The 19,780-nt window shown below is 56.5% G+C and carries 23 protein-coding genes, 2 tRNA genes and 2 pseudogenes; 19 read left to right on the top strand and 8 right to left on the bottom strand.

The features are described from left to right. Positions 1-133: 133 nt before the first annotated feature. From recA to E2L05_RS09715, 4 genes and pseudogenes are all read right to left on the bottom strand, one after another. Positions 134-1,207 (bottom strand): recombinase RecA, encoded by a 1,074-nt coding sequence (gene recA / locus E2L05_RS09705; protein WP_133342716.1) that lies wholly within the window; start codon positions 1,205-1,207, stop codon positions 134-136. Between the two features lie 213 nt (positions 1,208-1,420). Then, positions 1,421-1,540 (bottom strand): annotated as a pseudogene (locus E2L05_RS21075) (IS5/IS1182 family transposase); the annotation flags it as partial. Further along, a pseudogene (locus E2L05_RS09710) lies at positions 1,526-1,765 on the bottom strand (transposase); the annotation flags it as partial. The pseudogenes E2L05_RS09710 and E2L05_RS21075, both read right to left, overlap by 15 nt. A 117-nt stretch (positions 1,766-1,882) precedes the next feature. Then, positions 1,883-2,434, bottom strand: a complete 552-nt coding sequence (locus E2L05_RS09715; RefSeq protein ID WP_243721933.1) for a YbjQ family protein — start codon at positions 2,432-2,434, stop codon at positions 1,883-1,885. A 146-nt stretch (positions 2,435-2,580) separates the two neighbouring features. Here E2L05_RS09715 and E2L05_RS09720 point away from each other — a divergent pair, with 146 nt between their 5' ends. The 14 genes from E2L05_RS09720 (at position 2,581) to E2L05_RS09790 (ending at position 13,623) form a co-directional block, all read left to right on the top strand. Then, complete coding sequence (locus E2L05_RS09720; RefSeq protein WP_133342717.1) at positions 2,581-2,724, top strand: recombinase family protein; 144 nt, start codon at positions 2,581-2,583, stop codon at positions 2,722-2,724. 556 nt (positions 2,725-3,280) lie between these two features. Beyond that, a complete protein-coding gene (locus E2L05_RS09725) occupies positions 3,281-4,570 on the top strand; it encodes a tyrosine-type recombinase/integrase (protein WP_133342718.1) in 1,290 nt (429 codons plus the stop codon). Next, positions 4,570-5,319 (top strand): hypothetical protein, encoded by a 750-nt coding sequence (locus E2L05_RS09730; RefSeq protein WP_133342719.1) that lies wholly within the window; start codon positions 4,570-4,572, stop codon positions 5,317-5,319. Before E2L05_RS09725 ends, E2L05_RS09730 begins: the two co-directional genes overlap by 1 nt. Before the next feature lie 94 nt (positions 5,320-5,413). Beyond that, positions 5,414-5,599 (top strand): helix-turn-helix transcriptional regulator, encoded by a 186-nt coding sequence (locus E2L05_RS09735; protein ID WP_133342720.1) that lies wholly within the window; start codon positions 5,414-5,416, stop codon positions 5,597-5,599. 106 nt (positions 5,600-5,705) lie between these two features. Beyond that, the gene (locus tag E2L05_RS09740) at positions 5,706-5,990 is read left to right on the top strand and encodes a winged helix domain-containing protein (protein ID WP_133342721.1); all 285 of its coding nucleotides are present in this window, start codon (positions 5,706-5,708) and stop codon (positions 5,988-5,990) included. Between the two features lie 94 nt (positions 5,991-6,084). Further along, positions 6,085-7,332: a bifunctional DNA primase/polymerase gene (locus E2L05_RS09745; protein ID WP_133342722.1), complete on the top strand. Its 1,248-nt coding sequence runs from the start codon at positions 6,085-6,087 to the stop codon at positions 7,330-7,332. 1,201 nt (positions 7,333-8,533) lie between these two features. Beyond that, positions 8,534-9,124: a hypothetical protein gene (locus E2L05_RS09755; RefSeq protein ID WP_133342723.1), complete on the top strand. Its 591-nt coding sequence runs from the start codon at positions 8,534-8,536 to the stop codon at positions 9,122-9,124. 569 nt (positions 9,125-9,693) lie between these two features. Then, entirely contained in the window at positions 9,694-10,050 is a 357-nt protein-coding gene (locus tag E2L05_RS09760) for a hypothetical protein (protein ID WP_133342724.1), read from the top strand. An 11-nt stretch (positions 10,051-10,061) separates the two neighbouring features. Beyond that, positions 10,062-10,424 carry a helix-turn-helix domain-containing protein gene (locus E2L05_RS09765; RefSeq protein WP_133342725.1) on the top strand — a complete coding sequence of 121 codons (363 nt, stop codon included), beginning with the start codon at positions 10,062-10,064 and terminating at the stop codon, positions 10,422-10,424. Between the two features lie 508 nt (positions 10,425-10,932). After that, positions 10,933-11,217, top strand: coding sequence for a hypothetical protein (locus E2L05_RS09770; RefSeq protein ID WP_133342726.1), 285 nt, complete (start codon positions 10,933-10,935; stop codon positions 11,215-11,217). Continuing rightward, complete coding sequence (locus E2L05_RS21255) at positions 11,204-11,815, top strand: helix-turn-helix domain-containing protein (RefSeq protein ID WP_133342727.1); 612 nt, start codon at positions 11,204-11,206, stop codon at positions 11,813-11,815. The genes E2L05_RS09770 and E2L05_RS21255 overlap by 14 nt, the downstream gene beginning before the upstream one ends. Positions 11,816-11,943: 128 nt before the next feature. After that, entirely contained in the window at positions 11,944-12,687 is a 744-nt protein-coding gene (locus tag E2L05_RS09780) for a redoxin family protein (RefSeq protein ID WP_133342728.1), read from the top strand. Positions 12,688-12,742: 55 nt separating this feature from the next. Beyond that, the gene (locus E2L05_RS09785) at positions 12,743-13,165 is read left to right on the top strand and encodes a thermonuclease family protein (protein WP_133342729.1); all 423 of its coding nucleotides are present in this window, start codon (positions 12,743-12,745) and stop codon (positions 13,163-13,165) included. A gap of 20 nt (positions 13,166-13,185) precedes the next feature. Beyond that, complete coding sequence (locus tag E2L05_RS09790) at positions 13,186-13,623, top strand: hypothetical protein (protein WP_133342730.1); 438 nt, start codon at positions 13,186-13,188, stop codon at positions 13,621-13,623. Positions 13,624-13,876: 253 nt separating this feature from the next. Here the strand turns inward: E2L05_RS09790 and E2L05_RS09795 are convergent. Further along, a tRNA-Ser gene (locus E2L05_RS09795) sits at positions 13,877-13,966 on the bottom strand. Between the two features lie 150 nt (positions 13,967-14,116). On the opposite strand from E2L05_RS09795, the gene hisF reads away from it, so the two are divergent. Both hisF and E2L05_RS09805 read left to right on the top strand, forming a co-directional pair. Further along, positions 14,117-14,878 carry an imidazole glycerol phosphate synthase subunit HisF gene (gene hisF, locus E2L05_RS09800; RefSeq protein WP_133342731.1) on the top strand — a complete coding sequence of 254 codons (762 nt, stop codon included), beginning with the start codon at positions 14,117-14,119 and terminating at the stop codon, positions 14,876-14,878. Beyond that, a complete protein-coding gene (locus E2L05_RS09805) occupies positions 14,875-15,198 on the top strand; it encodes a phosphoribosyl-ATP diphosphatase (protein ID WP_133342732.1) in 324 nt (107 codons plus the stop codon). Before hisF ends, E2L05_RS09805 begins: the two co-directional genes overlap by 4 nt. 48 nt (positions 15,199-15,246) lie before the next feature. On the opposite strand, the gene E2L05_RS09810 is transcribed toward E2L05_RS09805, so the two are convergent. The 3 genes from E2L05_RS09810 to rlmB form a co-directional block, all read right to left on the bottom strand. Beyond that, positions 15,247-15,717, bottom strand: a complete 471-nt coding sequence (locus tag E2L05_RS09810) for a CoA-binding protein (protein ID WP_394346548.1) — start codon at positions 15,715-15,717, stop codon at positions 15,247-15,249. A 213-nt stretch (positions 15,718-15,930) separates the two neighbouring features. Beyond that, positions 15,931-16,221, bottom strand: a complete 291-nt coding sequence (locus E2L05_RS09815) for a hypothetical protein (RefSeq protein ID WP_133342733.1) — start codon at positions 16,219-16,221, stop codon at positions 15,931-15,933. Next, the gene (rlmB, locus tag E2L05_RS09820) at positions 16,221-17,006 is read right to left on the bottom strand and encodes a 23S rRNA (guanosine(2251)-2'-O)-methyltransferase RlmB (RefSeq protein ID WP_133342734.1); all 786 of its coding nucleotides are present in this window, start codon (positions 17,004-17,006) and stop codon (positions 16,221-16,223) included. Before rlmB ends, E2L05_RS09815 begins: the two co-directional genes overlap by 1 nt. A gap of 143 nt (positions 17,007-17,149) precedes the next feature. Between rlmB and E2L05_RS09825 the strand changes: the two genes are divergently transcribed. The 3 genes from E2L05_RS09825 (at position 17,150) to E2L05_RS09835 (ending at position 19,762) form a co-directional block, all read left to right on the top strand. Beyond that, a tRNA-Tyr gene (locus E2L05_RS09825) sits at positions 17,150-17,233 on the top strand. Between the two features lie 409 nt (positions 17,234-17,642). Then, a complete protein-coding gene (locus tag E2L05_RS09830) occupies positions 17,643-18,155 on the top strand; it encodes an OmpA family protein (protein WP_133342735.1) in 513 nt (170 codons plus the stop codon). 41 nt (positions 18,156-18,196) lie between these two features. After that, positions 18,197-19,762: a caspase family protein gene (locus E2L05_RS09835; protein ID WP_133342736.1), complete on the top strand. Its 1,566-nt coding sequence runs from the start codon at positions 18,197-18,199 to the stop codon at positions 19,760-19,762. The last annotated feature ends 18 nt before the right edge of the window (positions 19,763-19,780 follow it).

Raw genomic sequence — 19,780 nt, forward strand, 5'->3', positions numbered from 1 at the left:
GAAATTAAAACTGTGTGACTTGCGGTGTAGCGGCGTGGCGCGTGGCTGTCCACATTGGCCACCGTTCTGCATGGTGGGAAACCAAAAAACCCCGGCACATGGCCAGGGTTTCAATCGGTCGTTGCGACGAAAATCAGCTATCGACGACGTCGTCTTCGGACCCGTTGCCGGGAAGAAGGTCAAACTCCAGACCATGCGCGGCCCGAATCTTGTCTTCGATCTCAAGGGCTGTGCGCGTATTGTTTCGCAGATACGTTTTGGCATTTTCTCGCCCCTGCCCGATCCGCTCGTCCCCATACGAGAACCACGACCCCGACTTTTCGACGACGCCTGCCTTAACGCCCAGATCCAACAACTCGCCATTCTTCGAGATGCCTTCACCATACATGATGTCGAATTCCACTTGTTTGAACGGCGGGGCGACCTTGTTTTTTACAATCTTGACGCGAGTTGCATTTCCAACCACTTCATCGCGATCTTTCACGGCACCGATGCGCCGGATATCGAGCCGAACAGACGCATAGAATTTCAGCGCATTCCCACCGGACGTGGTCTCTGGACTGCCAAACATAACACCGATCTTCATGCGGATCTGATTGATGAAAATCACCATGCAGTTCGAGCGACTGATAGAGGCCGTCAATTTGCGCATCGCTTGGCTCATCAACCGCGCCTGCGCGCCGACCTGATGATCGCCCATATCGCCTTCGAGTTCGGCTTTGGGTGTCAGGGCGGCAACGCTGTCGACGACAACCAGGTTCACGGCGCCGGACCGCACAAGCGTGTCCGTGATCTCAAGCGCCTGTTCACCGGTATCCGGTTGGCTGATCAGCAGTTCCTGAATGTCGACACCCAGCTTGCGGGCGTATTGCGGGTCAAGCGCATGCTCCGCATCGACAAAGGCGCACACGCCACCCTTTTTCTGCTCTTCCGCGACGCAGTGCAGGGTCAGAGTGGTTTTCCCCGATGATTCAGGGCCATAAATCTCAATAATTCGGCCCTTTGGAAGGCCGCCAATCCCAAGCGCGATGTCCAGACCCAGCGAGCCTGTTGATGTCGACTCGATCTCTTGAACCGCGTTTTGGCCCAGCTTCATGATCGAGCCCTTGCCAAACTGCCGTTCGATTTGAGCCAGAGCTGAATCCAGCGCTTTTTGCTTATCCATTTTCCGTGATCCGCCAAGGTCGAGAAGGTTCGCCGTTCCCATCTGTCCTGTCCTTATTCCATACCCATAGCGGCGCAGCAATGCCGCCGTTTGTTCACTTCTTGTTCTCTTTCGTTATGGGGACAAACCGAGAACAAATCAAATCAATTGTTTCACATCACGTTGCGCCGCAAGAAGTTAAAGACTGGTTAGCGTTGAAGGGCATTGTTGCATGAAGGCGGCTTGAGGCGCGACTTCCCCTTTCCCCTTTCCCCTTCAGGCCACGCGAACGATCTCGGCGGTGCCGAGGGCATTGAAGCGGATCATGAGTGCGACGCGGATGTGAATTTCGGCGGTTTGGCGGTCTGGGTCTCTCGCGGCGATGCGCTCGCCAAAGCCTGTCGTCTGGCAAAGCGCCATTCCGAATAGCACTGTCATGGTCAGGCAAGTCTGGATCGCGGCATCACTGAATGTCCGTGATCTGCCCCTCTTGCCTTAGGGTTTGGCATCACATTTCATCTTCTGATCAAACCAGAAGGTCGGCGACCCAAAGCGCTTCAACGCCGCGTCATATCCAGTCCAGTTCGTCGGCTTGTAGATCGGTGATGTCGGTTTGCTCATGGCGGTCAGCCACCACACTGCATTCACGACATGAACCTCTCATGGCTTGGGGCAAGTTTGCCTTTTTTTGGCTGATATTCCTGCCATCAGAGCAAAGTTACCTTTCCATCCATATTCTTATCGAGGTTTATCTCGCCCCAGCGTCTCCACCTCTTCAAAAGTTACCGCCGTGCCGGTTGCCAACATAGCGATCATGCCTTTACCCCCGAACAGACCGCCACCCCCAGTGATATCCAACATATCAATATCCACGGCGATCACAGCGTCCGCGCCCATCGCGTAAGCCTCTTGTTGCATTTCCGCGATCACGATATCTTTGGCCTCGGTAATGGCCTTCTGGTAGGCTCCTGAGCGACCTCCGACAACATCGCGAATCTCAGCCGTGAAATCCCTGAAGATGTTCATGCCCAGCGCACACTGGCCTGTGACAATTCCCAAACGTTCCTTAACGCCATCTACATATGTCTCAGTAGTCACAGGTAGCGAACTCACTTTGCGGTCATACTCTTCGCCCTGCTCAGCTTCAGCCGCGTTCCGTTTCGCTTTTTCGTTTCTTTTGCAACCAACTGACAGCCAAGACATATGCCTGTTTGGCCTACTTTGCGCTCTTTGCCGCATACTGAACAAGGTGCCATTGAGTTTGATTTTTTTGAGAACATAGCTGCCCATGTGCGCCAATTTCTAAATAAAAAGAACTAGAAGCGCCGTTACGGCATATCCGTTGTAACATCAAGCTACGCCCACGCTTTACAGTCTGGACGACACAAAACAGGTTCTAAAAATGTAATATCAGGACCTTCAAGCCCTCATCACCGATGATTAACAGCCGTTGTGCAAGCGTAGTGTTCCTTTCCGAGCGTCTGACCTTTGCCAACGACGATGATCCTTTCGCCAAGCTACAACTTCAGATGATGGGGGCTTTCGCTGAGTTCGAACGCAAGATGATCTCCAAGCGCTAGCGCGAAGGCATCGCCAAGACCAAGGAACGGGACAAGACCCTAGAAGCCCCTCAGCGGTCTTACAAAGGCGGCAAGCGGCGATCGACGGCGGGCAGCAAAGGATAGTCTTGAGGCAGGAGAAGGCGTCTCAGCCATGGCAGCGCCCTCGGCATCTCTCGGTCATCGGCCTACCGGATACAGGCCGAACTTCAGACAACTTGAATAAACTAAGGATTGACTTTGACGGAAGGGAACCTCGAGTTTTTGACCAACTTTTCTTTCAGATGCGGCCGCCTGACCCATCTAAAAAACCAAAAATCCGACTCCATCCAGACTTCCACATGTAGCGGAAACCTGTGGGAAAGAGGCCACTTAGATCACTGTTATACAAGAATGATAAGGGCAGTGGCGGAGACGATGCCCGCCATGATTGTTATACAATTCGAAGCAACCGAATTCTTAACATCCTGTAAAATATACAATTACTAAGAAACCTAGCATCCCGCGCTATGCCATCTTGCGCAATCCTAAGCATCCAGTTACTTTATTTATGTTGGGTAGGATGTTGGGTAGCAAAATGCCAAAGGTTACAGCCGAGTTGACCGCATTGGATGTGAAGCGCCTCGCCCATCCCGGCGGGAATCGAAACGTCCTCTATTCTGTCGGTGGGGTCCCTGGCCTTCACCTGCAACTGACCCCCAAGAACGGTCGCTCTTGGGTGCTGCGTGCGAAAGTTGGCGCAGCGCGCCGCGACATTGGCTTGGGTGGTTTCCCGGCTGTGACGCTGTCACAGGCCCGCGATAAGGCCCGCGAAGCACGAGACAAGATAAGCCAAGGTGTTGATCCGGTCGAGGAACGCAAGGTTGCTAAAGCCGCGCTTGCGGTCGCGCAGCATCGGGGCATGACCTTTACGGATGCGACGGAAAAATACCTCACTGCCAAGTTGGACGCATTCAAGAACGCCAAACACCGACAGCAATGGCAGAACACGCTGGCAACCTATGCCAAGCCAGAATTGGGCAAGATGCTGGTCCAAGACATAACGGTGCAAGACGTGCTGCGCGTGTTGGAACCGATATGGTGGGACAAGACAGAAACCGCTTCACGCCTTCGGGGCCGAGTGGAGGCGGTGTTGTCATGGGCGACAGTGGCGGGGCATCGCACGGGTGACAATCCGGCGCGATGGGCTGGCAATTTGAAAGAATTACTGCCTGCACCTTCGAAGGTCGCAGATGAGGAACACTACCCCGCAGTGCAAATCGAAGACGCCCCGCGCTGGTTTGAATGCCTACGGGGCCGTGAAGGTTTTGGTGCGCGGGCGTTGGAGTTTTTGACATTGACGGCATCCCGATCAAAAGAGGTTCGCGGTGCGCTTTGGGAAGAACTCGAACTTGATAGCGCAATGTGGATCGTTCCGGCGTCACGCATGAAGATGAAAAAGGAGCATCGCGTTCCGCTGTCTGATGAGGCTGTGGCGCTTCTGCGCTCATTGCCTCGACTTGAAGGAAATCCGTTGGTTTTTCCGGCGGCGCGTGGCGGGCAAATGTCTGACATGACGCTGTCAGCGGCTATGAAGCGGATGCACAAGGCGGATGTTGAGGCGGGTGGTGCAGGCTTTGTTGACCGCGAAACAAAGCGCCCCGCTGTTCCTCATGGACTTCGTAGCACGTTTCGCGATTGGGTGGCGGAACGCACAAACTATCCCGGTGACATGGCGGAAGTGGCACTAGCCCACAAGATTAGCAACGCGGTTGAGGCATCCTATCGGCGCGGTGATATGATCGAAAAACGCCGCAAGATGATGCGCGACTGGTCGGATTTCATGACCGAAAATGAAAGCGTCGGCGAAGTTGTGAGGATTGGGTAGTGTTTGCACCGCACGGTTTTATCAGCCTTGCAGAAATCGTTGAACGGTTATCAGAGGAGGCTAACGTATGGCGGCTTGCAACTCCTCATTCGGATGATCCAAAGCCCGGCGGTGAGTTTGATTTAGAGACTTTCAGTTTAAACGATGAGAATTGGGAGCGGCATGTCGGATACTTGCGTTGGTTGCTAAGTTGTTTTCTTAATCGGCACGAAAAAAATCTGTTCGTGTGCTCTCAGAATGGAACTGCACTGAAGTTGTCCGAGGCACTTGTTCAGCGACATCATGTCTATGACGGTCCTTTTGACGATACCAAATTTGGTTGGAAATCAATCGCGGAGCATCTCAGTGATCCGTTCACATTTATTAGCGGTACGGGCTATGTCATCGATATTGAGCAGGGCCGCAAATGGTTAGCACCTGAAGAGATGGAGTTCATTGTCAGAGTTGTTGAGCGAATAGATAAATGCCCAGTCTGTTGGCCTCTTCCTACTGGTAGCTTTGAAGTGAACTGGCGGTCCCTTTGTGGTATCTTACCGCTTGGCTCATCTGTCGAAAGAGATATGTCCCCAGCGGCAGTATCAAGGCGTATTTTAGAATTATGGAGTAAAAACAATAGTCTGAACAAGTCCCAACTCAAAGAGCTTGCCGCTCCGGCACAATCGCATCGCCAGTTCCAATTGGCATGGGTAATGGCCGCTCAAGAAAATCCAGATTTGACCCGTCCCGGTAGACGCGGCGGTAAATCCTAACGCCGTATCGATACGCTTTCTAATTCATGACGCCTAATTCCCCGTATCAGAAGCGGTAGATTGCAATCCAAAGCAAACCTTTGGAGTGCATCACATGCCTGCAACTTATCTTTCCGACCGCCAAATCGGCGCGCGCTACAACGTCCACCATCTGACACCGCGCCGCTGGATCAAAACAGATCCAACCTTCCCAAAGCCTATTCGTTTGACCCCAGGCTGCACGCGCTGGAAGCTGTCAGATATCGAGGCTTGGGAAGCCGCCAAAGAAAACACCGCATAACGAAAAACCGCCACCCTACGAACGGGCAGCGGCTCTATTCGGTGTAGCTTTCACAACTGCACGAATACACTCGGCCCGTTCTGGTTTCAAGAAAGGAAACCGGACGATGAAAATCAAAGCCAAAATTCAAACTACCGACAATCCGATAGTCCTAATCCTGCGCGGGCGGCTTGCGTGGACATTGCTAGAATTGATCAAGGCAGACGATAGGGGCATCACGCCACTGCACAATCCTGCGCCGCGTTTGTCGCATTATGTAATGACATTGCGCCGCAAGGGCGTCGCCATCGATACCGATATGCAAGCGCACGGTGGCGCATTTCCCGGTGAACACGGTGTCTATCGTTTGAAAAGTGCTGTGACGATTGAACAAGTCGAGGGCCACGCATGATGATTGCCCGCATCACCCGCATCTGCCGCCAACTCGGTGTTTCCCGGTCAGTGGCGAAGGCCATCGCAGAACTCGCCTATGGGGAGGGCCAGCAATGACTGCCCTTCGCAAATCTGACTTGCCGGATAATTTTCGCAATGAACTTGCCCGCCTTTCGCGGGCGGGTTTACCTCTTTTGCCATTGGGCGGTGGGGGCGATGGCAAGGCCCCACTGTTGCGCTCTTGGGCTGGACGGATTTTGACCCTCGCCCATGTGCTGGCACCGCTCCATCGGGCAGGTTCACAGGTCTATGGCGTGCGACTGGATGGCTTGGCGGTCATCGATTGCGACGCAGATAGCCGGGATCTGGTCGCGGCGATGGAAGCGCGCTTTGGTCCATCACCTGTGCATGTGAAAACACCACGCGGGCGGCATCTCTACTATCGCGCCGCTACTGCTGTGCCGAACCTGCGCGGTGAAGGCTTGCCCGTCGATATCAAGACAGGACCGCGCGCCTACGTAGTTGGTCCTTTGTCACACCGTCCAGACGGTGGCTTCTATCGTCCAGTGAAGGGTTTGCTGGGGAAAGACGCCTTGCCGCCCCTACGCGCCTCACAGAGGCCGCTGAACGCGGTTGCGGGGTTTGGGCAGGCCGATGCCATCCCGGTCGGCCATCGGCATGTGATGCTTGTCAGAGAAGCGATACAGATGGTTGAATTTGTGGACAGTGCCGACGAATTGGCTGCGAACTTAGAAGCGGTGAGAGATGATCTTTGCGCTGATGCTGAGACGATGCCCGACAGCGAATTGCGCGCGATAGCCAAATGGGCTTGGCAATGCCGCCTGGAGAACCGTGTCTATCGGGGCCGCGACAGCGCCTTTTCGTTGCATCGGTCGGTCTTGGATGCTCTGCGGGGTTGGCCGAACGATACCGACGCCATCGCGCTTTATGTGATGCTGGTCGATCAGCATGGACATGCCCCCGGCAAGCGGTTTGCGCTGGACTTCAAGGCAATGCGGGCATCCGATCTAACCCGGCTGTCTATCCCCCGATTGCGGGCAGCACGTCGCGCGCTTCAGGCGGTGGGTCTGTTGGTGCAGGTCGGCAACCATCGGGCGGGGTCTGTGCATCAAACATTTGCGTTGGCGCGGTCACGCCTAGGTGCAGCCAAGGGACCGAACATCGCTGCGATGCCGGGGCCGCAGTCTCAGGGGAAGGCAGGGGGGGAGGGTCTAAGTTTAAATATGACGCCTGAAATCGCACCAACAAACCGACTGGAGCGCATGTCTGGAAAAGCACGGATGACTCCGCCTGCTCGACCCCGGAACCGTGGAGGCGGAGCGGCACGAAAGGAAGCTTAGGCAATCGTGAAGGGGACGGGCGATATGGTTTGACGCCCGCGCCAAGCTGGCAGAAATCGCGGGATGGCCCCCTGCGACTTCCGCGACACCTGCAACACAAACCCCGGCTGCGCCCGCCGGGTCGCAAATGCCGCGAGTGTCGCAAGGCCCTGGACCCCAGCGGGGGGCTTCCCCTGTCGCGGTTGTCGCAAGTGTCGCAACGCCCCCGGTGCTAAAACCGGAACCACCAAAGCCTACGACAGCGCCCTATGTTGAAAGGCACCCTGCGCTCGTTGACCCGGACCTATGGCGGCCCGTCCATGTAAGCGGGTCGCATTGTGTCGCTCGACGCGTGGCGGATGCTGACAGAATGGGAACGTCACGGGCCAAACGGGCGGCACTGGTGCGGGGCAGAACGAAAATGGGTCTACCTGTCAAGCAAGTAGACCTTCTGGTAGTGTCTCAGTTTGAAATTTAGCTGTTCTGCGCTCGTCGCCTTAACCGTTTATGCACGGGGTTATGTTCATCTTAGTCCTTGAAGTGCTATCTCTCAAGCGCCATCTAATTGAGTGGAACTTATAGGTTGACTTGAGTGTTGCATTGTCGCAAGCGACCAAAAATAGTGTGCGAATCATCTTGCTGTGGTAAGGGTCACGTGTGACAAGTAAGAAGATAATGTTGACAGTGAATCACATGTCGGCATCGGGAGAGTGCGAGGCAAAATGCCTAGAGGACCGAACAGTGAAAAGCGGCCTGCCGACTCTGTTGGCATGTCTGTCATGGTCGCCAAGATAGCGACTGGTGAAGATGAGGACACGGCTTATGTGTCAAAAAATCGCCGCAAAAGCGGGATATCCGGCGCGTCAGCACGGAATAAGAAGCTGGGCGCAGAGCGACGTTCAGAAATTGCAACTCAAGCTGCCCTCGCTCGGTGGCAAAGAGGAGAGAAGGAAATGACCGAAGTTTGTTCGGCTGGCCTGCACGACCTTCTGTCTAGGGGTGGGCGCGAGCTGCATAACATTAAGTTTCTGGCGGGCTCCGGCGCGACAGACGTTGGCATCTGCCAAGAGGCTGAAAGAGTGATTGGGGCCGCTATTAAAAATGGCATGCCCCACAATCCTCCCCATAGCGGTAGGAAGAAGTCCAAACTCTAAATCTTGTTGTTTGTACAACACCTGTGATAGGCCCGGTACTTACCGGGCCTATTTCGTTGGAGGGGCGAGTGTTCAAGAACCTGCAAGCTAAATTTGATGGAAGAACCGAACTCCCGATTGAAATTCAGGAAATCTGCGACGCATTGGTTGAGATGGGTTACCAAGATGATATCCGCGTTGTTGGTGAAGAGATGGACCTCGATCAACTACTTGGAACATATGTCCAATTCACCGAGCCGAGTGGGGGTACATACTCAGAGCCACGCCTAGTGTCGCTAATCATATATCCGACAAACATTGACTTGGCCTCCCGGCGCATAGTGTGCGCAAAAGAACTTGTGCACGTATGCGACGCCAACGTGGCACAGACTAACAACGCAAATGACATAATGGAACTAGCAATGGTTTTAGCGGGACAGGCCTCGATTGGGGACGAGCCTCGCATGACTATGAAGGTTGCTGCCGATATTTTGGCCCAGCAAAAAGGGCTAATGCTGCTTTTTCCCAAGGCGGCGCGCGTAATCGCGAGGCAAAAAGTTGCTGATGGGCAGATTACCTTGGAGGATTTGGCGGGAAAGCTGATGTTGCCCTGCAGCACAGTTGAGGACATGCTCGACGACGATTGGGACACACTTGCTGACGCCGTCGCCCAATTTTAAAGTGAACTTTTTGCTTGATAAGTGACGCCGTGCGCCGCTTACCACGACGCGACAGTGCGCAACGTCCGTGCCGCGACAGTCCAGCCGCTTCTGGAAGGTCTGACCGCCCTGGGCCAAGCCCGCCCCATCGACGGGGGCCGCTTCGCGATGTGACTGTGGCTGGGCTTAAAATAATGTTATCCTTTGATTGCAAGGCGTTAACCCGTCTTTGGGTGCTCAGAAAATCAAAGGCTTTTCAACATGCCCGGACCTGACCCGCATGAACTCTGGATAGACAGTCATGAACGGCCTTTCCGTGTCTGCCATCAGGCATATTGCTGGACAGGCAACAATGGCAACCGCAAGGCAAGGGCGCTGGCCATTCTGCGAAGACTGGTGCGGCACGACTGGTATTGCCGCTGGTGTGGTGACACGTTGCCCGACTGGCGACGCGCAGACGCGCGGTATTGTTGTGAGGGGTGCAGGAAGCGGGCAGCTCATCATCGGCGGCAATGTTGCCGCGCGACCGACACGGCAATCTGTGATAACCATAGCCTACAAAAAGATTCATGGACAGATTGGAGAAGAGAATGACGCTTCGAATTCTTGGGGTTGTGTTGGCCTTGGCTGTGACTGCCGGAACTGCATCAGCAAATTGCTTGGGAACGGGGGCTTTTCAAACCTGTTCGGATAGCTACGGCAGCACATACACTGTCAATAGGCTTGGAAACACAACACAGATGCAGGGCTACAATGCTCAGACAGGCTCAAGCTGGTCGCAACAGTCCACTACGATGGGGAACACCACTCAACACTTCGGCACGACCAATGGCCAAAACTGGAACATGCAGCAAACGGTAACGCCCTACGGTCAGACGTATTCTGGCACAAACTCGCAAGGTGGCTCGTTCTTCAAGACCTGCGACTCTTTCGGTAACTGCTACTGACTGCACAACCAATGAACCTAAGCGAAGCCCGAGTTGAACGCGGCCTGTCCAAACGTGAACTCGCCCGCCGCGCAGGCATCACCCACAACGCGGTAGGCTACTGGGAAGCGAAACCGGAACTTGACCCCCATGTTTATGCGGTGCGGCGCATGGCGGCGGTTCTGGGCTGGCAGACTGGCGAATTTCTATCCCGCAGCCCGCGCGCGCGAGTTGCGGTCTTACACCCGGACGGAATGTTGGACATGCTGACCGCTTTCGCCCCCAGCATATCGCGACGGCTTTGCAGGCGGATTGCTTATGGCCTCGTGACCTGTGGGGCTATGACCCAGAAGGGCACGCCTTGCCGCTCGAAATCCGAACCGAGGCGGCGGTGAAAGTTTCGCGGTGGATGCTCGACCGGCCCCAGGAAGCCAGAAGGCCGCGCCCGGATTGCTGAGGCGCAGCGCAAACGGTGGGCGACTTGCGTGGGTTGAGAAACAATTTCGGGTTAGACAGGGACAGCCCAGTTGGCTAGCTCTTGGCGAGTTTTGAACGGCGGGCACAGATTCCCCGAAAACTTATCGGAGCACCAAATGAACACCATGATTGTTATGATAACTGTCGTGGCTGCGATTGCCTTTGCTCCGTTTGCCGCCGAAGCCCACGGTGGCGGTTGTCGGAAATCTTCTCCACCGGGGCAGTGCTGCCATGCAGACAACAGTAATGGTGGTCGGGTGCATTGTCACTGAGCGCGGCAAAGGCTGACCGCACTGGGGCAAGCCCATACCATCTAAGGGGGCCGTTTCGGGATGTGGCTGGGGCCGGGCTTAAATTCATGCTATGCTTTGGTTGCGAGGCGTTGACCCGTCTTTGGGTGCTCAAAAAAATCAAAGGCTTTTCAACATGCCCGGACCTGACCCGCATGAACTCTGGATAGAAAACCACGAGCCGCCCTATCGCGTTTGTCATCAAGCCTATTTCTGGACTGGCAACAACGGCAATCGCCAGGCACGCGCGGTGACTATTCTACGCAGGCTGGCGCGGCACGACTGGTATTGCCGCTGGTGTGGTGACCCGTTGCCCGACTGGCGACGTGCAGACGCGCGCTATTGCTGCGAAGGCTGTCGAAAGCGCGCCGCTCGGAACCGGCGCGTAGAGCGCGAGGTTTGGGCCAATGACTGGCGATGACCTTCGCGCGCATCGCGTCGAAAGGGGGCTATCCCGACGGGCACTTGCTGCGCTGGCCGACTTGCACCCGGATACTGTGAAATATTGGGAGCGAAAGCCGACAGTCGATCTACGCGGCCATGCCCCTGACAGACTGTTGCGGGCACTCCACGCGGGCCACCTGTCATTGCGCGGCGTCTATCCGTGTGTTGAGCCTAGGGGGATTTTCGGCACCGGTACGCGCGCGCGGGGTGGGGTCTTACAGTTTGCCGCTATCTCCGCTGCCCCATCCCGTGGCCCAACGAGTTGCGGCGCGCGCACTCGGAAGGGAACCGCCTGCAAGGCAAGCCCACTGCCCGGCAAGAAGCGATGCAAGTTTCACGGCGGGATGAGCACAGGGCCGCGAACGCCTGAAGGCAAGGAAAGGATTGCAGACGCGCAGCGGCAACGCTGGTCTAGACGGTCAAAAACTGCCGCTCAAGACTTACGCAGTGAAAGTCTGGAGGCAGCCCAAACCTGGCGGTTATGCTCTATGCCCGGCAGCGGTCGCAGGAGTGAATTGAGCGATGCAAGGCGGTCAGCGACCTTGCGCGGGAACCGCGCGAGACCGAGCGCTTGATTTGACGTCATAAAGTAGGATTGGTCCGATCTTACAAAGGGTCATCACCGAGACCGGCGCGAGGCGGCGTGGTATGCTGGGACGGTTAGCAGTATTGTGGCCCGAGACATGCAAATCAGGAGGACAACGTGAAAACAGGACGAGCGATATTTATTGCGCTAACTCTAGCTGCAGCTGCGCTCCCGTTGCCAGTCCCGGCGCAGGATTTGCAAAAGGGCATAGCTGCCTATGGCCGCAGTGACTTTGAAGTTGCGCTTCAGGAATTGCGTCCATTGGCTGAGCAGGGCGACGCATATGCGCAATATTTCTTAGGCTTCATGTATCTTAACGGCGATGGCGTTTCGAAGGACGAAGCCGAAGCGCGGCGCTTACTACAATTGGCGAAAGCGCAGGGCGTGCCGGAATTTTCCCTGCCAACCACTCTTTCTAGCGTTCAATTGGCGAACCCGATTACTGGGTATCCCGAATTTGATGACGAGGACCTAAACGCCTCAACGGTGAAAATCGTGAATTTTACAGCGAGTTGGTGCGCACCTTGCAAGAGCGAATATCCGTACCTTCAGGAGCTAAACAGAAGAGTTCCTACCTACGGAATTTTCTACAAAGACAACGTGGTAAATGCGATGGCGCTCTTGGATGAAGAGCCATCAACTTTTACGGCTACGATGCTAGATGGTCCCGGTCGATTGGGTTTGGGCTGGCGGATTCATGGCGTCCCGGAAACCTATGTAATTGATGAAAACGGTGTTGTTATTTTTCGTCGTGTAGGTCCGCTTAGTAGAGAAGCCTTGGAGACGGAAATCTTACCATTCATCCAGAACCGCACAGTCTGGACCGGCGGAGCTACCGTTTCGGTTAATTCTCCAGAGTGAAGGCAGAATAGAGGGGTGGATTCCAGTATCGCGGCACATCGGGCGAGGATCAAAGATGGATGTTTTTCAGGGAAAACTAGTCGCCGCGTTTCTGGCACTCGCAACACCAGTGACGGCACAAGAGGCTGTGCCAGACTGCGGCCTGTATATCTATCGGGCTGAAATCGCGCGCGTAATCGACGGGGATACTGTGGAAGCCAACATCGATCTGGGCTTCAACACATGGCGTCACAACGAACACCTGCGCCTGGTCGGGATCGATACGCCGGAACGGGGCAAGCCAGGTGCGACAGAAGCCACACAAGCCCTCAGGGACCGCATAGAAGGGCGAACGCTCTACATCTGCACCACGAAGGCCAAACGCTCAGACAAGGAAGCCACCGGCTCATTTCATCGCTATTTGGTGACGATCTATGATGACGGCAAAAGCATCAACGAGTGGCTTGTCAACGAAGGTCACGCCGTGAGAATTGATTAGGACTAGGACCGGCGCAGATTATGGAGAGAACATTGCTCAGAATAACGATTTCCGCGCTTTTGCTATCGACGGCCACCCTTGAGGCGCAGGAGCAGACCTGGGCGTGTCAGTATACCGATTCAATCGGTTTCAGTTTCGAGGATGGGCAATACAATCCCACTCGGTTCAAAGTGCCGGAACCGTTTTTCCTCAAGACAGAGGAGGAATCACTTGTTCCTAGCAGCGCGGTTGGCGCTTTAGAGGCTTTAGGGCACACAGGTGAAGCCTATTGCCACCCGAGAAAAATTCACCCTGTTACTGACGGAAGCATGCAGACATGTTCCGATCCTTATGGAAACACTATAATATTCTCTACCACTGCAGCGCGCGGCGCGGTCAGCAAGATGCTTGGTAGCGTTCAAGTGGAAGATACGCGCATCCCGACTGGTGTCTTACTCTTCGTCTGCCAGTCTATGTAGGAAAGTCATCGATTATGACCGCTATGTTCGGCGAAGCATCTTCCGCCCACGCCGCTTTCACGATGTGCATGGCGATGACCTTCGCCGCTCCTACCCCAGCCGAACGAGCTTCCGCAGAAAACTAACAAAAAGCTAAACGCCAAGTGCTGGAACTTCCGTATTACTTCCCTTCATCAAGCGTTTTCTCTATGTGGGGTATTATGTGGGGTACGGACTGCCAACACCATTTTTATGCAGAAATATCAGGGGGTAATGGCGGAGACGATGGGATTCGAACCCACGAGACCCTTCCGGGCCTACTCCCTTAGCAGGGGAGCGCCTTCGACCACTCGGCCACATCTCCGCCGACGGGAGTAGCAGCGCCGGATGTTCGATTACAAGGGCAAAATGCCACTTGCGTTGCAGTTTATTGCCCTTGGCCGCTCTCGACCGCCGGGCTCTTTCCTTTTGACACATCTGTGCGTATCACCGCCGCAGCAGTTCCGGAGCCGCCATGCTAAAGACCCGCATCATTCCCTGCCTTGACGTAAAGGACGGCCGTGTTGTCAAAGGCGTCAACTTTGTTGACTTGATTGACGCCGGTGATCCGGTTGCCGCGGCACAGGCCTATGACGCCGCAGGCGCGGATGAGCTTTGCTTTCTCGACATAAACGCAACCCACGAGAATCGCGGCACGATGTATGATCTGGCCACGCGCACAGCTGAGCATTGCTTCATGCCGCTGACCATTGGCGGCGGCGTGCGCACCAGTGAAGACGTGCGAAGCCTCTTGCTGGCGGGGGCTGACAAAGTCTCTTTTAACTCAGCGGCCGTGGCCAACCCGAATGTGGTCAGCGACGCAGCCGACCGCTTTGGCAGCCAGTGCATTGTTGTCGCCATCGACGCCAAGACCGTTGAGCCGGGCCGTTGGGAGATTTTCACCCACGGCGGTCGGCTCCCCACCGGAATTGACGCGGTTGAATTCGCCAGAACGGTCACAGAAAAAGGCGCAGGTGAAATCCTGCTGACATCGATGGATCGCGACGGCACGCGCTCGGGCTTCAACCTGCCCCTGACCCGCGCTATCGCCGACGCCGTATCTGTTCCGGTAATCGCGAGCGGCGGCGTGGGAACACTTGATCACCTGGTGGAAGGCGTCACCGAAGGGCATGCAAGTGCGGTACTGGCTGCATCCATCTTCCACTTCGGCGATCACACAATCGCCGAGGCCAAGGCCCACATGGCGGCGGCGGGCATTCCGGTACGGCTGTCATGACAACACTTGATCATCTGTTTGAAACGATCTGCAACCGGCGCGGGGCCGATGCAGCGACCTCTTGGACGGCAAAGTTGTTCGCCAAGGGGCCAGAGAAATGTGCGGAAAAGTTCGGTGAAGAGGCCATTGAGGCGATCATCGAAGCTGTAAAAGACGACAAGAAAAAGCTGACATCGGAAGCCGCCGATGTGATCTATCACCTGCTTGTCATGCTTGCCGCCCGCGATGTGCATTTGGACGACGTTCTTGCAGAACTTGATCAGCGCATGGGCCGATCCGGCATTGAAGAAAAGGCAGGGCGTGGCACCTCTGACGACTGACCACCGTTTGGGTTGGCTCAATTCAGTCCACGATCTGCTCGCCCTGCCCTACAGCTTTGACGAGATGACGCCCGTGGCAAAGCCTCCCATGCGCAATTCGCCGAAAAGGCGCTGATACTCGATTTTCGGGCATCGGTCCTGCACCACAGTGATGCCTTTGGCCTCGGCCAGTTTTGCCGCCTCTTCATTTCGCACGCCGATTTGCATCCAAACGGTCCGGAGAGCCGGAAGGTATTTGATCGCCTGTTGAACGATGGGCGTGACATGTTCGGACCGGCGAAAGATGTCCACCATATCGACACGCGAATCAGCGGGAATATCGGCAAGGCTGCCGAACACGGTTTCACCAAACAACTGCGCCCCGGCATGACCCGGATTGACCGGAATGACACGGTAACCTTTCAGCGTCAGATAGCGGGCAACATAATGGCTTGGGCGCACCGGGTTTGGCGAAACCCCGACACAGGCAACCACGCGCGTGGATTTGAGCAACCGAACAAGATCAGGATCTGTCATCATGTCGCATATCTGACACGGGCCCATCATGAAGCGCCAGAAAAAAGCGCCCGGAATCAGCCGGGCGCCAGTCGTGGAACGAGGGACAGTGTCAGATGCAGGAGTTCCAGCCGTGCATCTTAGTGGTGTAAATAGATCTGGGTGGGGCCCAAAACAGGGGCCGACAGGGCCGATGACACATTGGTGAACAGGTTTGAGCGGTCGTCCTCACCTTTGTCAGTCAAAAATGTCCTCTATCAGGTCAAAAGCTTCCGAAAGGAATTTGCGGGAAAGTGACTTCCGCTTCTTTGCTTTCTTCGGTCGCTTCGGGCCCCGTTGATCACGCACGGCATGCGGGCGACCGAGCTTTGGCTCTTCGGCAGGGCGGGCCGATTTGAAGCTCTTCATCTCATGCAACGGCGCGCCACAGGTGGCGCACGACAACTCGTGACGCGCAACGCCCCGCAAAACCAGCGCGGCGCGGGTGCCGCAATAGCAGCACGTGGCGATCTTTGTCGTGCCGCCCATCAGTCGGGGCGCATCTGCGCCGCATAAAGCGACACAGCCGCAGCGTTGGACACATTAAGCGAGCCAAAGTTCCCCGCAGCAGGGATGCGAACAAGCATATCGCACGTCTCCCGCGTCTTTTCACGCAAGCCCGGCCCCTCTGCCCCAAGGACCAAAGCCACGGGTCGCCCGTCATGGGCCGCCAACCCTTCGGCGAGATCCAGATCGGCTTCACCTGCAAGACCCAAAAGAACATAGCCCATGTTCCGCAGCTCTTCGAGAGCGGAGGCAAGGTTACGAACGCGAAGATAAGGCTGACGTTCCAAAGCACCAGAGGCTGTTTTGGCAAGCGCACCGGTTTCAGGCGCGGAATGGCGCGCCGGAGCGATCACCGCGCGCGCACCGAACACCTCGGCAGAGCGTAGGATCGCCCCAACATTGTGCGGATCGGTCACACGGTCCAAAGCCACTACGACGGGGCGGCCGCCGCTGCCTGCCATGCAGCATTCCGTGATGCTTCCCCAATCAAGCGCTTTGACTTCCAGCGCAGCGCCTTGATGCACAGATCCGGGGTCAAGCGGCACGGGGAAGTTGCGAGGGTCCGCAACCTCCGCTTCCATGCCGGATGCGGCGATGGCTTCGGCCAATTTGTCTGCTGCATTTCGGGTCACGACAAGTCGCACCCGCGTCCGGTCCGGGTTCATCAGCGCATCGCGCACAGCGTGATGGCCGAACAGCCAAACGGTCTCGGCCGCCGAAGCTCGGCGTGCCTGTTCCTTTTCAATGACCCATTTCGGCTTTTTCACGTGATATCCCTTTGTCAACAAGGCCCGGACAATGCGTCATGCCGACCGCGCAGGCAAGCCCCCGCTAACAGGCGAGTGCGCTTGAATTCTCCGGTTTTTCGCCTTGACGCCCGGAATCGGTGAAGCTATTCCCGCACAGCGTCGGGCGACGTGCTGCAAGGTGCGGCAGCGGACTGTAACTCCGCCGGGGAGACCCACGCCTGGTTCGATTCCAGGGTCGCCCACCACTCCCCCCTCCGACGCTTTTGGTCTTCGGGATGCCGACGCGGGTCTCAAGAATAGTGCGTAACATCGCGACTGCATCAGTGTGTTCGACAACTTCCGCAACGGACTGTCGCCGCTGACACGACCAGACTTTTGTGCCAACGCTCTGCGACCGGCACGAGGCGATGCCGCGCGCAGGTCGGGAAAACCTCACATGACAAAACCATAGAAAAAGCCGATGCTCTCATGTGACCCGGCCTCTTGGCTTCTTTCCGAAGGTACACGACGGCAAACCGTGCCGAACCGCCCACGGCGCCATGCGTGACAGAATCGCTTTGTGGCGTTAAGGTTTACCTTTGGCAAAAAGACCTAAACGGCCCAGACCGTCTCAGCGCAAGCCAAACCAGACGCCCAAAAGGACACACCGCCCAAATGCCCGCCACTCGCCGACTTGCCCCACTATTTCTTTTGCTGGTCAGCACACTGCCCGTCACAGCACAAGATGGCAGCCCTTTGTCGCTCACCGCGATGGTGTCATCCTTGGCCCCGGCAGCGGGATCAGAGCGTAGCATCTCGGCATCGTCGGGCACAGGTACCGAGAACAGCATTGATCTTTTGGTCGGCTTTGAAGGAAACACCCATATCTTGACCATCGACGGTATGAAAACGTTGCGGACGCTGGCGACAGCCTTGATGGATCCGAGTCTTGAGCGCGCTCGCTTCTCGATTGTGGCGCATGCCTATCTGCCATCGCAACCCGCAGCGGCACAGCCCCTGTCCACGCGCCGCGCACAAGCCGTCGCAGAGCATCTGACCGGGTTTTACAGCCTCGACGCCACTCGCTTTTCGGCGGTGACTGGCGCAGGCGCGGCTGAAATCCGATCAGCCAATGCAAACGATCCCAGGAACCAACGCATCGAAATTCGCCGTACGGGCGCGCAATGAAGCCCCATGACAGGCAACCACAGCAGAGAAGGACAGTCCCTATGACGCGCCGCCTTTGGACATATCTGCCCCGCCTGGCTGCTGCCATACTCATCATCGCTGCGGCCCCGTTACAGGCGGCTACGGACCGGGTCGCGCTGGTTATCGGCAACAGCGACTATGCCTTTGCAAGCAAACTCGCCAATCCACGCAACGATGCCGAAGCATTGGCCGCAAAGTTGCGCGCACTGGGGTTCCAGACGATCGAAGGCTACGATCTGGGAATCGCCGGGATGCGGGAAAAAACGCAGGATTTTGCACGCGCCTCCCGCAGCGCGGAAATCTCGCTCTTTTTTTATGCCGGGCATGGCATTCAGGTGGATGGCACCAACTACCTCGTTCCGGTCGATGCGCGCATGGAAGACGCGCTTGCAATTGATTTCGAAGCCTTCTCAATTGATTTGGTGACCCGGCAGATGAGCTTTTCAAAGGGGGCCAACCTGATCATTCTTGATGCCTGCCGAGACAACCCATTTGAAGATTTGTCACGGTCATTAGGGGGCGCCTCCAGGTCAATCGCGACACGGGGCTTGGGCGAAATGGATGTGACGGATACTGGCATAGGCACCGGCATCGTGTTCGCAACCGCACCCGGCGATGTCGCAGAAGATGGCAATGGCCGAAACTCGCCCTTCACTTCGGCGTTGTTGAACAATATCGGCACGCCCAACACTCCATTCACCAGCATCATGACCCGCGTCACCGGCGAAGTCTTCGCCGCCACGGACGGGCGTCAGCGACCATGGTTCAACCAGTCTTTCACAGGCGAAGTTGTGCTGCACGATGTTCCCGTCGAAGCCGCCCCTGCCCCGGTTGCCGCTGCGCCGGCGCCAAATGTGGCCGCCCCATCCGCCAGCGCCGAAGACGAGCGGTTCATGTTCGATATCGCCCGCGACAGCGGCTATGTTGAGGATTACGAGACCTATCTCGACTTTTACCCGAACGGTCGGTTTGCGCGGTTTGCCCGCCTTGCCATCGAACGGCTTACCCCAACAGATGCGTCACCGGCAGAGCCAGAACAGATCGTCGCGCAAGCGGACATCGCCGAAACGCCATCATCCCCTGTTGAGGTCGCCCCCACCGCCATCGCATCGCGGGCCTATGACCCGACTGCCCCGCTGGTTCTGGCCCCAACGCAGACCGCGTTGCTTGCGCCCGCAACGCAACAATCCGAAACCGCCCTCGCGATGGACCGCGAGAAGCGGCGCGAAGTGCAGGCCCGGTTGAACGCATCAGGTCACAAGGTTGGCCGCCCGGACGGGATGTTCGGCCCCCGAACGCGCGGCGGCATCGCAGCATGGCAAACGGCGAACGGGCTGCCGGCAACACAGCACCTTAACGCGCTTCAACTGGCCATGCTGACAAGCCAAACAGAGGCCACTTATCAAGCCTTCCTGACCGCACCTGCCAGCCCGGCCCGAACGAAACCTACAAACTCCACGCCGCGCAAGGCTCAGCAAGCGGCACCAAAACAGCAAACAAACGTGATCAGCGGCGGCATCGAAACGGTTGGCAAGACCATTGATGGCGTGATCCTCGGCATTGGGCGCCTCGTCACCGGCCAGTAGTCTGAAATTGTAACGCCC

The organism is Meridianimarinicoccus aquatilis, assembly GCF_004358675.1.
Classification (GTDB): Bacteria; Pseudomonadota; Alphaproteobacteria; order Rhodobacterales; family Rhodobacteraceae; genus Meridianimarinicoccus; species Meridianimarinicoccus aquatilis.

What these genes read in the sequence shown, in the direction of transcription:
- recA (WP_133342716.1), bottom strand. Translation starts at nt 1,207, where the DNA reads ATGGGAACGGCGAACCTTCTCGACCTTGGCGGATCACGGAAAATGGAT.
- E2L05_RS09715 (WP_243721933.1), bottom strand. Translation starts at nt 2,434, where the DNA reads ATGGGCAGCTATGTTCTCAAAAAAATCAAACTCAATGGCACCTTGTTC.
- E2L05_RS09720 (WP_133342717.1), top strand. Translation starts at nt 2,581, where the DNA reads ATGATTAACAGCCGTTGTGCAAGCGTAGTGTTCCTTTCCGAGCGTCTG.
- E2L05_RS09725 (WP_133342718.1), top strand. Translation starts at nt 3,281, where the DNA reads ATGCCAAAGGTTACAGCCGAGTTGACCGCATTGGATGTGAAGCGCCTC.
- E2L05_RS09735 (WP_133342720.1), top strand. Translation starts at nt 5,414, where the DNA reads ATGCCTGCAACTTATCTTTCCGACCGCCAAATCGGCGCGCGCTACAAC.
- E2L05_RS09740 (WP_133342721.1), top strand. Translation starts at nt 5,706, where the DNA reads ATGAAAATCAAAGCCAAAATTCAAACTACCGACAATCCGATAGTCCTA.
- E2L05_RS09745 (WP_133342722.1), top strand. Translation starts at nt 6,085, where the DNA reads ATGACTGCCCTTCGCAAATCTGACTTGCCGGATAATTTTCGCAATGAA.
- E2L05_RS09760 (WP_133342724.1), top strand. Translation starts at nt 9,694, where the DNA reads ATGACGCTTCGAATTCTTGGGGTTGTGTTGGCCTTGGCTGTGACTGCC.
- E2L05_RS09765 (WP_133342725.1), top strand. Translation starts at nt 10,062, where the DNA reads ATGAACCTAAGCGAAGCCCGAGTTGAACGCGGCCTGTCCAAACGTGAA.
- E2L05_RS09770 (WP_133342726.1), top strand. Translation starts at nt 10,933, where the DNA reads ATGCCCGGACCTGACCCGCATGAACTCTGGATAGAAAACCACGAGCCG.
- E2L05_RS21255 (WP_133342727.1), top strand. Translation starts at nt 11,204, where the DNA reads ATGACTGGCGATGACCTTCGCGCGCATCGCGTCGAAAGGGGGCTATCC.
- E2L05_RS09785 (WP_133342729.1), top strand. Translation starts at nt 12,743, where the DNA reads ATGGATGTTTTTCAGGGAAAACTAGTCGCCGCGTTTCTGGCACTCGCA.
- E2L05_RS09790 (WP_133342730.1), top strand. Translation starts at nt 13,186, where the DNA reads ATGGAGAGAACATTGCTCAGAATAACGATTTCCGCGCTTTTGCTATCG.
- hisF (WP_133342731.1), top strand. Translation starts at nt 14,117, where the DNA reads ATGCTAAAGACCCGCATCATTCCCTGCCTTGACGTAAAGGACGGCCGT.
- E2L05_RS09805 (WP_133342732.1), top strand. Translation starts at nt 14,875, where the DNA reads ATGACAACACTTGATCATCTGTTTGAAACGATCTGCAACCGGCGCGGG.
- E2L05_RS09810 (WP_394346548.1), bottom strand. Translation starts at nt 15,717, where the DNA reads ATGATGACAGATCCTGATCTTGTTCGGTTGCTCAAATCCACGCGCGTG.
- E2L05_RS09815 (WP_133342733.1), bottom strand. Translation starts at nt 16,221, where the DNA reads ATGGGCGGCACGACAAAGATCGCCACGTGCTGCTATTGCGGCACCCGC.
- E2L05_RS09830 (WP_133342735.1), top strand. Translation starts at nt 17,643, where the DNA reads ATGCCCGCCACTCGCCGACTTGCCCCACTATTTCTTTTGCTGGTCAGC.
- E2L05_RS09835 (WP_133342736.1), top strand. Translation starts at nt 18,197, where the DNA reads ATGACGCGCCGCCTTTGGACATATCTGCCCCGCCTGGCTGCTGCCATA.